We start from the raw sequence: 14139 nt of genomic DNA, 5'->3' as shown, positions 1-14139 counted from the left end.
GAGGCTACGAGACCCAGCCGTCAGCGTTTAGCTGCTTGCGCAGGCTGATCACATTGCCGAGCTTGATTCCGGCCGCGGCGTAGCGCTGCCGGATCCTGTGCAGGTGGGCCTTGACGGTTTGTTCGCTGATCCCCATGGCATCGGCGACTCCGCGTACGGACAGGGCTTCGCTTCCGAGGTAGAGCTCTGCCAGCCGCTGCTCCCGCAGGGATAACTTGATCCGAACGGGTGCCGTATCCACCATGATGGCGGCGGCGTCGGGGTGCACGTACGGCTGCCCGTCAGCCGCGGCCCGGATGGCCGTCTCGGTATGAGCCGGACCAGCAGACTTTGGCACGTATCCCAGGGCACCGGCGGCGCGGGCTGCCCCTGCTTCCCATCCGTCCAAGGCGGTGGCAAGGACCACCACCCGGAGGCCGGCGTCAATAAGCCAGTGGACCGCAGGGATCAGTTCAGCATGGTGGTCCAAGGTCCCCAGGACGGCAACTGAAATGGACTGGTCACAAAAATCGGGCTTTTCCGGGCGGAGTGGAATGGCGTTGAGCCCGGAGGCAACCACCAAGTCCGGAGCGTTGCAACGCAGCCATGCATCCAAGGTGTCGATCATCAGCTGGTGATGATCCACCACCACCAATCGTGTCACCATGATTTCGGCGCCTTGGTACGAACCATGATGCTGGCACCTCCTGGATCGGTGTGGACGCGGGGGGCACCCAACAATTCGAGCTCGCTCCACAATGCCGGAGTGCATCGGTTGGGGTTCAGCTTGGTCACCCGCCATGTAATGAGCACCATGGAGTCCACATCCGGCTCCACAAAGATGTGGATCCGGCGGGGCTGGCCAATCATTGGTTTGTCCGGCTCGCCTGCCGGTGTGGCCAGAAGCATGGTTGCCGCCAAGACAGCTGACCGCGAAGCCTGCGGCATCCGGTCCACCAGGTCCGATTGCGCCACGACCATCACGGTGGATTCCAGGTCGGCCAACGCCAAGGACTCAGTGAGCCAAGTGGTGGATTGCGACAGCATCAACTGGCTGCGCAACTGCCTTGCCAACGCCTGGGCCTGTTCAGTGAAGTGCGGGTCGAGGGGGAGTTCACGCCCCTGCGCAACCTTGGCGAACAACTGCTGGATCTGTTGGTGCGTTTCGGCCAGGCCCTCCACCCTCTCGGAGTCGCGGGACACGGATTGTTCGGTCAGCGTGTTCAGGGCCGCCAGGGTCCTGCGCTCCATGGCGCCGTGCATGTGGCTGTGGAGGATAAAGACAGACAGGCCGCCCAGGAGGCCGGGGAGAAGGGTGATGAAGAAGATGAGCAGCCCTTCCCCGGAGCCGAATCGCGGGGTGGTGGCGTAATAGGCGCCGCTAAGGACGGAATTGGCGGCCACCAGGACCAGGAAGCCCAGCAGGTCCCAGCGCATCGCAACGAGGAATACCAATGCTGTCCCGAGGAGGACGTTCAACGCCAGGGACAGGTAACCCGAAGTGAGCGTGACGAATTGGGCGGTCATGGATCCGGAAGCAATGGATGACGCCAGCCAGATGAGGCGCAAGTGGGGCAAATGGCGGCGAGGAGTCTTCGGGTCTGAGGCGATGCTGGCCACGGCAAGCCCCAAGAGGTCGAACGCCAACGCGCCAAGCTTCAAACGGTCAAGGCTGCTTCCATCGAGGGAGCCAGCGTTGAGGATAAGGGAAATGGTCCAAATGGTCAGGCTGGTGATCACTACGACGGTCCGGGAAACGAACAGTGGTCCGTCCCTTCGGGCTGTATTGAGGTGGGCCAGGCTCATGCCGCGTCCGCTTCGAGGACAATTGTGGTTCCACGGCCGGGTGCTGACATCACCTGGACCCGGCCGCCTACCCCGCCCATGCGGTTCACCACGGAATTCTTCACCCCGAAGCGTTCCTTGGGGATGGAGTCGGGGTCGAACCCCACCCCGGAGTCGCTGATCAACACCGACACCAGGGAACCGGAACGCGATACGAGCACGTCAACATGGTCGGTTCCTGCGTGGCGGGCGGCATTGACCATGCATTCTTCGGCGGCATCGGCAATTGCCAACTGAATCGGCGCCGGCAAAGTCCCCCCTTCGCCGAAAACGTCGACGGCGAATCCGTCACGGCAGTGGTGGAGGGCACGGTCCATCAGCAGCAGGGCAAGTTCGTTGCAGGGTTCGACGCCGGCCACCGCACCTTGACCACGGACGGGACCGTCCAAGTGCCTCGTCTCATCCCTGATGGGAGTTTCGGCGGCCGTGGTCCACGAACCCGGCCCACCGGCGTCGTGCGTTTCAACAGTGAGCATTTCCCGCAACTCGTCCGGGACCGCTCCTGCTCCGCCCCTGGCCAGGAGCGTCAGTGAGCGCAGGACTGTGTCATGCAGGACCCTGGCCTCGGCTGCGGTGGCGTCGATCCTGGCGCAGGCTACAGCCTGGGCTGCCGCCGATTCAGCCCTGACGGCCTGATCGCGCCAATAGGCTGCGAGGGCCTTGGGCGCTGAATGGCCCACCACGAACATGACGTACCAAGCACCTGCGACCATCAGCATGGTGGAGGGCCCCAAGCCATGAACCATGGATGACATGAGGGTGTGTCCCAAGACCAGCACTGCCAGAATTCCCGTGAACACCGCGGATTGCCATGAATCACGCAAGGACAGGACCAGTGTTGAACTCGCTGCAAGGATGAGGCTGTGCGCCAAGAGCAATGAGTCTGAATCCTGGCGGTACGTGACACCGGCAAGGAGCTCGGAAAGGATGATCAGTGCAAGGACGATCGTCAGCCTGAGAGGCCAGACATCACTCCGCCACATCGCCGTCAGGCAAGCGAAAACCAGCATCACCAACCCGGCGGCAACCATACGGTGCCATGCCGGCCCGCCCATGGTTGGCCCCAGGTACAGCCACGAAGCCGCGACAAAGGCGAAGCTGACCACGGCACCGCAACGGACCAGCACGTCGGAACCATCCTGCACCGGCCGCCCAGCTGCCGGCCGGTTAATCCATGCCCCCATGAATGTCTCCCCCGAAACCGTGTCACCTAAAATGGTGACGACATTTCCAAATCATATGGGGGGAGGGGCACGTTGTTGCGATACCCGGTGTCCCAACCCACCATTGAAGTCGACATCGTGGAAGACCACGCCGTGCTTCTTGAGGGATTGGCTCAATGGCTCGAGGCCAATGCCCCCGGGATCAGGGTGGTGGGGCGGTACCGTTCGTGGGCCGAAGCAGCGGCGAACCTGCGTGCATTGTCCGACGTCGTGGTCCTGGACGTACTGCTCGGCGACCAAGTACCGCTTCGCGCCAAAATCCAGGCGATCGTCTCAGCCGGGCCACAGGTGGTGGTCTGCAGTTCAGTAGTTGACCCTGCCGTGATGCGCCAAGCCATTGCGGCGGGCGCACTGGCATACGTCCCCAAGACGGCGCCCGCCGGGGTGGTGGAAACCGCGCTCCGCCAGGCTGCGCAAGGGATCTCTTACATTACCGAGGAAATTGCCGCGGCCTTGCAAGCCGAGCAAGCCGGGCCGCAATTATCGGCGCGGGAGCATCAGGTGGTTTCCGTGTATCTGGGCGGGGTTGCCGGCACCCTTGCAGAAACCGCGCAAGTCCTCGGAATTTCCGTCGATGGGGTGAAGAAACACCTGGCGGCGGTGCGGCGGAAATTCCAGGACGGTCCCGAACCGTTGACCCGGCTGGCACTCAGGGAGCGATTGGTCTCGGGCGGTTGGCTGCTCGAGGACCCTAACCAATGACCTCGATGGCCTTCGATCCGGCCACTGTGGATAGCGCGCCTTATAGTGTCGGAGCCACCGCCTAGACTGGTAGGCACCATGGATATGTTGTTTGACCCCTACGCAGACGGACCCTTCAAAGCAGGCACCAAAGCCGCAGTCAAGGCTGCCCCGGAGCTTTCCCACTCAGGCGGAGGCGCTGCCGGCGCCCGCCTCCAGGCAGGCAACAGCGGGTCATCGGGTGCTCCTCAAGGACCAGCTTCAGGTGGATGGGGCAACCAAAGCGGCTCCGGCCTGCCATCTGCTGACGCCCTCCTCCAAGGTCTGAATCCGCAGCAGGAAGAGGCAGTCAAGCACGCAGGCAGCCCCTTGTTGATCGTGGCTGGAGCCGGGTCAGGCAAGACCCGCGTCCTCAGTAACAGGATCGCTTACCTCATCGCCACCAAGCGGGCCCACCACGGGGAAATCCTGGCCATCACCTTCACCAACAAGGCGGCAGCGGAAATGCGGGAACGCATCGAAGCACTGGTTGGCGGCCGCGCCAAGAGCATGTGGATTTCCACCTTCCACTCCTCCTGTGTCCGCATCCTGCGCAGGGAAGCCACCACGGTCGGGCTGAACTCGAATTTCTCCATCTACGACTCCGCCGACTCCCTGCGCCTGATCACCCTTGTGGCCAAGAACCTGGACCTTGATCCAAAGAAGTTCGCGCCCAAGGCCATCCAGCACAAGATCTCTGCCCTCAAGAACGAACTCATCGACGCGGACTCCTACGCGTCGTCCGCGAATTACAACGACCCCTTCGAAACGGCCGTGGCCGAGGTCTTCAAGGGCTACACGCAGCGCCTGCGCCAAGCCAATGCCATGGATTTCGATGACCTCATCGCGGAGACCGTTTACATGTTCCGGGCTTTCCCGGCGCTTGCAGAGTCCTATCGGCGCCGGTTCCGCCATGTCCTGGTGGACGAATACCAGGACACCAACCACGCCCAGTACGCCTTGGTCCGGGAAATCGTGGGCCTGGGGACGGATACCAGCGTCCAACCCAGCGAACTTACCGTGGTGGGCGACTCGGACCAGTCCATTTATGCCTTCCGGGGTGCGGACATCCGCAACATCGTGGAATTCGAGGCCGACTACCCCAATGCCCGCACCATCAAGCTCGAACAGAACTACCGCTCCACGCAGAACATTCTCAGCGCCGCCAACTCGGTGATCTCACGCAACCCCAACCGCCAGGAAAAGCGTTTGTGGACCGCTGAAGGGGATGGCGAAAAAATCGTCGGCTACGTTGGGGAGAACGAGCACGACGAAGCGCAGTTCATCGCCAAGGAAATCGACCGGCTGCAGGACGAGGAAGGCCTGCGTCCGGGCGACGTCGCCATCTTCTACCGCACCAATGCCCAGTCGCGCTCCATCGAAGACGTGCTGGTCCGGGTCGGCTTGCCGTACAAAGTTGTTGGCGGCACACGCTTCTACGAGCGCAAGGAAATCAAGGACGCCCTGGCTTACCTGCGTGTACTGGTGAACCCGGACGACGACGTCAACCTGCGCCGCATCCTCAACGAACCAAAGCGCGGGATCGGTGATCGGGCCGAAGGCGCCGTTGCTGCCCTCGCCGAACGTGAGCGATCCTCCTTCATGGCCGCCGCGCGCCGTGCGGACCAAGCGCCCGGAATGGCCAGCCGCTCCGTCAATCTGGTCCTGGGCTTCGTGAAGCTGATGGATGATCTCTCCGAGGTAGCGTCGGGTTCCGGTGCCGCTGCGGCCTTGGAAGCCGTCCTGGAGCAAACCGGCTACCTTGCCGGGCTGCGCGCCAGCACTGATCCGCAGGACGAATCCCGCGTGGAAAACCTCGCCGAACTAGTGGCAGTGGTCCGTGAGTACGAACGTGACAACCCGGAAGGCTCCCTGGGAGAGTTCCTGGAACAGGTTTCCCTGGTGGCGGACGCCGACCAGATTCCGGATGCTCCCGGTGCGGACATCGATGCTGCGGTGGCAGAGGCCAAGCGCATGGGAGTGGTCACGCTGATGACCCTGCACACAGCCAAGGGCCTGGAGTTCCCGGTGGTCTTCCTGACGGGGATGGAGCACGGGATCTTCCCGCACCAGCGTTCGGCCACGGATCCCAAGGAGCTGGCAGAGGAACGCCGGTTGGCCTACGTGGGCCTCACCCGCGCACGCAAGCGCCTCTACGTCACGCGCTCGGAAGTCCGCAGCATGTGGGGCCAAAGCCAGTACAACCCCGCCAGCCAGTTCCTCGAAGAGATCCCCTCCGAGCTGGTGGAATGGAAGCGGGAAGGCATGAGCCGCCAGGCCGGTGGCTGGGGCAGTGCCCCGATCGGCTCCAACCGCTACGGCGGTTCGTTCTGGGGAGCGGGCACCTCACGCGGTGTTGCGGCCAGCCCCACCGCGGGGTTCGACGCCGACGTTCCTGCCGCCGTCGCACGCAACCGGGTGCAGCCGCAGAAGGAAGTCATTTCCGTGGTGGTGGGGGACAAGGTCAACCACACGAGTTTCGGTAACGGCGTGGTCCTGGGCGTTGAAGGGTCGGGGGACAAGACGGTGGCCAAAGTGAAGTTCGACGTCGGAGAGAAGCGCCTGCTGCTGCGTTACGCACCGCTGACCAAGCTTGATGCCTAGCCTCGGTCCAGTTCGACACCGCTACCCATTGTCCTGAGTCTGCAGCACGCCTAGACTGACCGGGCGTTGCGCTGGGGCGGACGTCTCTTTGCTGCCCCACCTTGCAACGCCAAAAAGGTTGCATTCCTGTGGGGGAGGACGCGCGTGGGCGCTTTTGTTTGGGAACGTCGATTATTTGGTAAGGCCACGAGGCTGCTGCTGGTTGGGGCCGTGGCGAGCGCCTTGGCGCTTCAGTTCGCGCCGCCCGGGATGGCCGATGCGGAGGTTCCTGCGCCGAGTGCAGGGCTTGCCTCGCATGACGATCGCGGTGTCGTCGAGCCCACACTGGGTCCCATCGCGACACCGCCTGCGACCCCGGAGCCCACGCCGTCGCCCTCTGTCACATCGCCGGTCGATGCAAAACCACAGCCGGCGATCACCGAGCCGTCCACCCCGATCACGACTGAACCCACGCTCCCGGGCGGGGAGCCGCAGGCCACACCTGCGCCCACCACGGGGGTAGTCCATGCCGCGGCCGGAGAAGTGCCGGCCGCGGAGGCTGAACCTCTGGCTGTCCGCAGCTACGTGGAGTATGGGTATGTTGGCAAGCCCTACGACGCTCCGCTGGTGATATCTGGTGGAACCGCGCCCTACACCGCAGCTGTCACCAATCTGCCGCCGGGTGTGACGTTCGACGAATCGACCTTGAGTTTCGTCGGGTCTCCGACAGCGGAGGCATTCGCCACGGCGGTGGTCACAGTAACGGACTCCTCGGCCCCGCCGCAGGTGATCACGCAGGACGTGTCAGTGACTGTGTGGGACTATTTCCAACCGCATGTTCAGGCCGTGAGCTACACGGGTGAATTCCAGGATGGCATCCTGGGCGTGCCGTACAACGCGGAATTGCGGATCTACACCGCCGGTTCGATGCCCTACACGCTTACCTGGGTCTCCGGAGAGCTTCCTCCCGGCCTGTCGCCCAGCGGCAAAATAATCGCAGGTACCCCCACCACTGTGGGAACTTATTCATTCACGGTCCGCGTAGCCGACGAGTTCAGCAGTACTGAGGCTTCGTTCAGCATCACGGTGCGGGCCTCGGCTCCGTTGGGGATCGGGTACATCGTTCCTCCCGCCGTGCTGGGGGAGCCGTACTCCGCGAAGATCGCCGAAGTCACTGGCGGCGCGGCCCCGTACGACTTCTGGTGGTCCACGCCGCGGCACTCGGCTGGCAGCTTGTGGTGGCACGATCCAGGTCCTGACGGGCTCCGTATCGACGCCAACGGGATGTTGAACGGCACACCCACCAGCGCAGGGACATTCTGGGTCCAAGTGGGTTTCCGCGACGCTGGGCTGGTTGAGCGGGAGATCTTCTGGACAACCGTGACGGTGCTGGCAACCCGGCCTCCCGTCGTCGAACAGCCGCCCGCACCGAACCCGCCCGCGGCTGTGGACGCCCCCGCACCCCCAGCAGCGGTGACTCCGGCCGGTGCGCTGGCGTCGACGTCGGGCACTGAACTCGCGGCTACCGGGCTGCCGTCCGGAAGCTTGACCTCGACTCTTTGGGTCGCAGCGGGCTTGCTGGCCGTGGGTGCGGCACTGGCCGCGGGCGCTCTTCGCCGTCCGTGGCGGAGAACCCGGGCGTGAGGTTACCGGCATAATTGGTGGCATGCGACGGACTGTTCTGGGGATTCTTGCTGCCGCGCTCTTGGTCTTGACCACAGGGTGCTCCTTCGCCACCGAGGATCCGGACTACGTTCCTCCGGCCCCGTTGGCGCCGCTTGAGCAACTGCAACAGGTTCCCGTCACAGAGCAGACCACCCTGTCCGCGGGCGAAGACGTCACCGCTTTCGTCACGGAGGACCGGAGCATTGTGTGCGCCATGACGTCCTCACGTGGTGGCCACCTCAACCTGCCCTACGAGACCAATTCGTACTCGGACGCCGCCAACAACAAGTTTGCTGTCATCCCGGTGGCGCATTGCGAACTGGCGAAGTATGCCAAACCGGAGCTGGCTGACATTGCCGATGACTGCGCCGGAACCGGTCTCGGCTACCTCGGAGGGACAGTGCTCCTGTCCCCGGACAAGGCCGTCTATGGCTCGTGTCGTTCCGGCGTAACACAAATGGAGTCGGAGTTCGGGCCCAAAGGCAGCCGAAGCGGTCCGATCTCCAAGCTCCGGGAATTGGCGGATGGGCAGAACATCGAGCGCAACGGTCTGCGGTGTTCGGCGTACAACGGCGGTGTTGCCTGCGGAAACGTCTCCGGTGGCGTCGCCTTCTTCGTGACTTCCAAGGGTTACCAGTTGATTTCCGACGGCGGCAAAACAGTCAGCGGGAGCCTGAAACAAGCGTCTTAGCCACAGGTGGACAGGCGAAGGGCGGCCGTTGAACGGCCCAAAAACCGCGTCATTCTGCGGTTTTTCTACAGCCGATAGAAGTGTAAGGTTACTCACTTAACAGGTAGTGTGTAGCTGGCGGGACTCCTCATAGGGCTAAAGTTCCGAGAGGACCTTACGCAATGTGACCGGCTTCAATCCTGGTTGTTTACCGCGTACTTTCCGCAGCTGGCTATCGCGGTCATCGCGGTTCCCGGCTGAACAGAAAACTACTTCGACGTAGAAGGACACTAAACCGTGGACCTGTTTGAATATCAGGCGCGCGATATGTTCGAAGCGCACGGTGTACCCGTGCTCGCCGGCATCGTGGCGCACACTCCTGAAGAAGCAAAGGCAGCTGCCGAGAAGATCGGCGGCGTAACTGTCGTCAAGGCACAGGTTAAGGTTGGTGGCCGCGGCAAGGCTGGCGGCGTCAAGGTTGCCAAGACCGCCGAAGAGGCGCTTGAGCACTCCACCAACATCCTGGGCATGGACATCAAGGGCCACACCGTCAACAAGGTGATGATCGCCCAGGGCGCGGACATCGCCGAAGAGTTCTACTTCTCGGTCCTCCTGGACCGCGCCAACCGCAACTACCTGGCCATGTGCTCGGTAGAAGGCGGCATGGAAATCGAGCAGCTTGCTGTCGAGCGTCCCGAGGCCCTGGCCAAGATCGCCATCGACCCCGCTGTGGGCATCGACCAGGCAAAGGCTGACGAGATCGTCGCAGCTGCAGGTTTCGCTGAAGAACTGCGCGGCAAAGTGGCCGATGTCATTCTGAAGCTCTGGGATGTCTTCAAGAAGGAAGACGCCACCCTTGTTGAGGTCAACCCGCTGGTTCGCACCGGCGCTGGCGACATCGTTGCCCTCGACGGCAAGGTTTCCCTGGACGAGAACGCTGACTTCCGCCACGTGCACCACGCACACCTGGAGGACAAGGACGCAGCTGACCCGCTGGAGGCCAAGGCCAAGGCCCAGGACCTCAACTACGTCAAGCTGGACGGCGAAGTAGGCATCATCGGCAACGGCGCCGGTCTTGTGATGTCCACCCTCGACGTCGTTGCTTACGCCGGCGAAAACCACGGCAACGTGAAGCCCGCCAACTTCCTGGACATCGGCGGTGGAGCGTCCGCCGAGGTCATGGCCAACGGTTTGGACGTCATCCTTGGCGATTCCCAGGTCAAGAGCGTTTTCGTGAACGTCTTCGGTGGCATCACCGCGTGTGACGCAGTGGCAAAGGGCATCGTGGGTGCACTTGCTGAGCTTGGTACCTCCGCGAACAAGCCGCTGGTAGTTCGCCTCGACGGCAACAACGTCGAGGAAGGCCGCCGCATCCTGACCGAGGCCAACCACCCGCTGGTTACCCTGGCCGCCACCATGGACGAGGGCGCCGACAAGGCCGCCGAGCTCGCCAACGCAGCTAAGTAAAGGGACGCGACAATGTCTATCTACCTCAACAAGGACTCCAAGGTCATCGTTCAGGGCATCACCGGCGGCGAGGGCACCAAGCACACCGCCCTGATGCTCAAGGCCGGCACCAACATTGTTGGTGGCGTCAACGCCCGCAAGGCCGGCACCACGGTCCTGCACGGCGACAAGGAAATCAACGTTTTCGGCACCGTCAAGGAAGCCATTGCTGAAACCGGCGCAGACGTCTCCATCGTCTTCGTTCCGCCGGCATTCACCAAGGACGCCGTGGTTGAAGCCATCGAAGCCGGCATCGGCCTCGTAGTCGTCATCACCGAAGGCGTTCCGGTCCAGGACTCCGCCGAATTCTGGGCACTCGCCCAGTCCAAGGTGGACGCTGACGGCAAGCAGATCACCCGTATCATCGGGCCGAACTGCCCCGGCATCATCACCCCGGGCGAAGCCCTGGTTGGCATCACCCCGGCGAACATCACGGGCAAGGGCCCCATTGGCCTGGTGTCCAAGTCCGGTACCTTGACCTACCAGATGATGTACGAACTCCGTGACCTCGGCTTCTCCACCGCAATCGGTATCGGTGGCGACCCCGTCATCGGCACCACGCACATCGACGCCCTGGCTGCGTTCGAAGCTGACCCCGAGACCAAGGCAATCGTCATGATCGGCGAAATCGGTGGCGACGCTGAAGAGCGCGCAGCCGACTACATCAAGGCCAATGTCACCAAGCCGGTTGTCGGCTACGTTGCCGGCTTCACGGCACCCGAGGGCAAGACCATGGGCCACGCAGGCGCCATCGTTTCCGGCTCCGCGGGCACCGCACAGGCCAAGAAGGAAGCTCTCGAAGCCGCAGGCGTGAAGGTCGGCAAGACGCCGTCCGAGACCGCCAAGCTGCTGCGCGAAGTTTTCGCAACGCTCTAGGTTCATCGCCGAAGGGCAAAAGAAGTACGACGACGGCCCGGCGCCTTCCCCACGGAAGGTACCGGGCCGTCGTCGTACTTCAACGTAGCTGACGCGGGCCGAAGAGTCTGGGGGAAAACTCCGACCCGCGCCAGGTTTATGGGGCAGGCTAGGCGATGACTTTCATGGCCTGCCAGCCGGTGCCGAGGCTGATCGGCGGTACGTTGCTGAGCGCTCCGCCTCCCGATCCGGGATACAGCCACAAGGTGTCTCCGATGCGGCCCACGACGTCGTTCCTGCCGTCGCCGTCAAGGTCCCGCGGACCGGCCAGCGCAGTGCGGGTTCCCCAGCCCGTCCCGATCTGCGTCCATTGCAGCCAGCCCCCGGAGCCGTTGCCCGGATATAGCCATAATGCGCCTGTGTCGGTACGCCGCGCCAGTACGTCTCCTTTGCCGTCCCCGTTGAAATCACCGGTGCTGAAGATGGCGTTCATGACGTCCCAACCCCAGCCGACGGTGTAGGGAGTCCGCTGTCCTCCGGTTCCGTTTCCTTCGTAGAGCCGGAGCTCGCCGTTGCTTCGCCGGCCGATGAAATCGGGGATGCCGTCGCCGCTGAAGTCTCCGGGGGAGAAGAGCTGCGTCATGGTGCTCCACCCGGTGCTGACCTGGGTCCGTGCACCAAAGCTGCCTGCGCCGTTGCCGGGATAGAACCAGAGGATGTCGCCGGCCCGGGCCAGGAGGTCAGGCTTGCCGTCCTTGTTGAAGTCACCCGGGGTGACAGTGTCCGTGATGGTGGACCAGGCTGGTGCTGCCAGGGCGATTTGCCGCGGATCGAGTCCGCCGGAGCTGTTGCCGGGGTAGAGGTACAGGTTGCCGGCGGTATCAGCGGCCAGCACGTCCGCACGGCCGTCACCGTTGAAGTCATGGGCCGACGGCGGTCCGGCTGCGGGCACTGTGTAGGTCTGGGTACCCACGGCCGAGGTGTTGCCGGCAGTGTCCACGCCGATGTACTTGAGCACCAACGTGGTGCCGCCCATGACGATCGGGTTGGCGGGGTTGTACTTGATGTTGGTGGCTGATTCCGTAGCCGTTGGCGTGCTGCCGTTGGTGGTGTAGTAGATGGCAGCAGGCTCATTGGCGGACAGCGCGATGGTGGCCCCACTGGCCAAGGCCCTGCTGGTGGGATTGGCCGATACCGTGGGCGCGGTGGTATCCGGTGGCACGGAGTACGTCTGCGTGGCTACCTCGGACACATTGCCGGCAGTATCCCGGGCGAAGTACTTCAACATCATGGGACCGGGACCGTTGAAGGGGATCGCCGCGGTGTACAGGAGTCCGGCGGTCAGGGGGTCGGTGCCATCTGTGGTGTAGCGGATGTCGGCCGGCTCGTTCGCAGCCAAGGTGATGGTGGTGCCTGGTGCGTACTCACCTCCCAGGGGCGTGGCTGTCACAACGGGTTTAGTGACATCCGGGCCGGTGGAGTACGTCTGGGTGACCACAGCTGACGAATTGTTCGCGCTGTCCACAGCGAAGTACTTCAAGGTCAGCGGACCGTTCAGAATCAGCGGAGCGGTGTACTTGCTGCTTGCCGTAGTGGGGGTGCTGCCGTTGGTGGTGTAGTAAATGGTTGATGTTTCATTGGCGGTGAGGGTGATGGCCTGGCCCGCCGTGTAGCTTCCGCCTTGCGGCGCCGCGGTGACTACCGGAGCCACGTTATCGGTGCCCAGATACGCCTCAAACTCGGCCAACCCGGCGTTGGTGGTGCCCGAACTGACTGAGGTGATGTTGAGCCGCACCGAGCTCACTGTCTTGGCCGGGAAGTTGATGGTGAGGCCGGACCCGTTGTTGGGCAGGGCTGGAACGGCCACGGTAGTTCCATCAGAGAACTGCAGGTTGCCACCGGTAATCTGATCGGTCAGGAGAGGCCGATCGGACAGGGTGACCGCATTGATGGTCCGGGTGGGGGAGAAGTTGTACTGAATCCAACTGCCGGCCTTCTCACCAGCAGAGACCCACTCCCGCGTGGCATCCATCGGAGCACCCCACTGGTAACCGTCCCGGGCCTTCTCCGGGCTCTGGGCGGCGGCCTTCTGCGAAGACGCCGTGACGGTGGTGCCCGCCGATTTAGCAGCGTTGCCCACCCACTCAATGGCTGTGATGTATTGCCGCTTCAGCCATTCGTCATAGGGAGAATCCGGGCACCCTTCGCCGGGGCTGCTGCAGACGTACATGTCGAAATCGGCGAACCGGACAAACGTGTCCACTTTGGCCGTGAGCTCGGCCCCGGTCACGTTCTGGGCATATTCATCGATGACGTAGGCATCGTAGGCCAGGGACGTGTGCGGCCCGGTGTAGCTGCGGGTCGCCAGCTGGGCGAACTTGGCAGTGGCCCAGTGGTCACTGTGGTCGTAGGGGTTGTTGAAGTTTCCGGTCCAGTCCTGGGTGCGGAAGGTGGTGGGCTGGAAGTTGGCCACCATGCGGTTCAATGCGGTTTGGAACTGGGATTTGGTGAAGGTCGCTGCATTGTCCACGGGCCGGATGGAGGAGAGCCGGCCGTCCCAGAGTTTGAGGATGCTCTGGCTGTTGTAGGCGGCGCTGCCCAAGCCGTTGGGAAAGCCATCGGGAAGCCTCATATAGACCACCGAGACGTTGGGAGCACCGTTCAAGGTCCGCAGGGTCAGTGGACGCCCGGGCACTCCGGCATCGGACGTTGTCCAGCTATTGGCAACACCGGCCATTTTGGCGTAACTGGCTTGGATGCCTGACTCGAGGCTCCGCCAGTAGGTGGCTCCCTCACCGGCTTCTCCCGCCGTGGTAAACACCGTTTGAACGCATCGTTTGGCTTGGATGTCCCGCATGAAATCCGGGCTGAGGAAGAGCAGGTCGTCGTCCGTGTGGGCAACGATCTGCATGGCGCCGCCAGTTCCCGCACAAGGCGGTTCAGCGGCAGCGGCAGGCGATGTGGAGGTCAGGACGAGTCCGCCCATGACCAAAGCAGGCCCGAGGAGCAGGCTTAGCAGGCGCGTGGGGAAGGAAGGGCGGCGATTCGGATGAGAGGATCGGCTGACGTGTTTTGGACGGTCCACAACCATGC

At 63.2% G+C, this 14139-nt stretch carries 10 protein-coding genes; 6 read left to right on the top strand and 4 right to left on the bottom strand.

Annotation, left to right across the window (positions count from 1 at the left end; translation table 11 throughout):
* Positions 1 to 4: 4 nt before the first annotated feature.
* Genes GVL04_RS10075 through GVL04_RS10065 form a run of 3 tightly spaced genes read right to left on the bottom strand, consistent with a single transcriptional unit; the run spans position 5 to position 3008 of the window.
* The gene (locus tag GVL04_RS10075; RefSeq protein WP_159703388.1) at positions 5 to 646 is read right to left on the bottom strand and encodes a hypothetical protein; all 642 of its coding nucleotides are present in this window, start codon (positions 644 to 646) and stop codon (positions 5 to 7) included.
* Positions 640 to 1785, bottom strand: a complete 1146-nt coding sequence (locus tag GVL04_RS10070; protein WP_159703385.1) for a hypothetical protein — start codon at positions 1783 to 1785, stop codon at positions 640 to 642. The genes GVL04_RS10075 and GVL04_RS10070 overlap by 7 nt, the downstream gene beginning before the upstream one ends.
* Positions 1782 to 3008 carry a sensor histidine kinase gene (locus tag GVL04_RS10065; RefSeq protein WP_159703382.1) on the bottom strand — a complete coding sequence of 409 codons (1227 nt, stop codon included), beginning with the start codon at positions 3006 to 3008 and terminating at the stop codon, positions 1782 to 1784. Before GVL04_RS10065 ends, GVL04_RS10070 begins: the two co-directional genes overlap by 4 nt.
* Before the next feature lie 87 nt (positions 3009 to 3095).
* Between GVL04_RS10065 and GVL04_RS10060 the strand changes: the two genes are divergently transcribed.
* The 6 genes from GVL04_RS10060 (at position 3096) to sucD (ending at position 11067) form a co-directional block, all read left to right on the top strand.
* Positions 3096 to 3749: a response regulator transcription factor gene (locus GVL04_RS10060; RefSeq protein WP_159703379.1), complete on the top strand. Its 654-nt coding sequence runs from the start codon at positions 3096 to 3098 to the stop codon at positions 3747 to 3749.
* 78 nt (positions 3750 to 3827) lie between these two features.
* Positions 3828 to 6371: a DNA helicase PcrA gene (pcrA, locus tag GVL04_RS10055; protein ID WP_159703376.1), complete on the top strand. Its 2544-nt coding sequence runs from the start codon at positions 3828 to 3830 to the stop codon at positions 6369 to 6371.
* 144 nt (positions 6372 to 6515) lie between these two features.
* Entirely contained in the window at positions 6516 to 7994 is a 1479-nt protein-coding gene (locus GVL04_RS10050) for an Ig domain-containing protein (RefSeq protein WP_159703373.1), read from the top strand.
* A gap of 22 nt (positions 7995 to 8016) precedes the next feature.
* The gene (locus tag GVL04_RS10045; protein ID WP_159703370.1) at positions 8017 to 8706 is read left to right on the top strand and encodes a hypothetical protein; all 690 of its coding nucleotides are present in this window, start codon (positions 8017 to 8019) and stop codon (positions 8704 to 8706) included.
* 276 nt (positions 8707 to 8982) lie between these two features.
* A complete protein-coding gene (gene sucC / locus GVL04_RS10040) occupies positions 8983 to 10152 on the top strand; it encodes an ADP-forming succinate--CoA ligase subunit beta (RefSeq protein ID WP_159703367.1) in 1170 nt (389 codons plus the stop codon).
* A gap of 12 nt (positions 10153 to 10164) precedes the next feature.
* Positions 10165 to 11067 (top strand): succinate--CoA ligase subunit alpha, encoded by a 903-nt coding sequence (gene sucD, locus GVL04_RS10035; RefSeq protein WP_159703364.1) that lies wholly within the window; start codon positions 10165 to 10167, stop codon positions 11065 to 11067.
* A 148-nt stretch (positions 11068 to 11215) separates the two neighbouring features.
* On the opposite strand, the gene GVL04_RS10030 is transcribed toward sucD, so the two are convergent.
* Entirely contained in the window at positions 11216 to 14137 is a 2922-nt protein-coding gene (locus tag GVL04_RS10030) for a chitobiase/beta-hexosaminidase C-terminal domain-containing protein (protein WP_159703361.1), read from the bottom strand.
* Positions 14138 to 14139: the final 2 nt, after the last annotated feature.

It is taken from the genome of Arthrobacter sp. 18067, from assembly GCF_902706295.1.
GTDB lineage: Bacteria > Actinomycetota > Actinomycetes > Actinomycetales > Micrococcaceae > Arthrobacter.
This window is presented reverse-complemented; position numbering and strand designations above follow the sequence as displayed.

What these genes read in the sequence shown, in the direction of transcription:
- GVL04_RS10070 (WP_159703385.1), bottom strand. Translation starts at nt 1,785, where the DNA reads ATGAGCCTGGCCCACCTCAATACAGCCCGAAGGGACGGACCACTGTTC.
- pcrA (WP_159703376.1), top strand. Translation starts at nt 3,828, where the DNA reads ATGGATATGTTGTTTGACCCCTACGCAGACGGACCCTTCAAAGCAGGC.
- GVL04_RS10030 (WP_159703361.1), bottom strand. Translation starts at nt 14,137, where the DNA reads ATGGTTGTGGACCGTCCAAAACACGTCAGCCGATCCTCTCATCCGAAT.
- GVL04_RS10065 (WP_159703382.1), bottom strand. Translation starts at nt 3,008, where the DNA reads ATGGGGGCATGGATTAACCGGCCGGCAGCTGGGCGGCCGGTGCAGGAT.
- sucD (WP_159703364.1), top strand. Translation starts at nt 10,165, where the DNA reads ATGTCTATCTACCTCAACAAGGACTCCAAGGTCATCGTTCAGGGCATC.
- GVL04_RS10075 (WP_159703388.1), bottom strand. Translation starts at nt 646, where the DNA reads ATGGTGACACGATTGGTGGTGGTGGATCATCACCAGCTGATGATCGAC.
- GVL04_RS10045 (WP_159703370.1), top strand. Translation starts at nt 8,017, where the DNA reads ATGCGACGGACTGTTCTGGGGATTCTTGCTGCCGCGCTCTTGGTCTTG.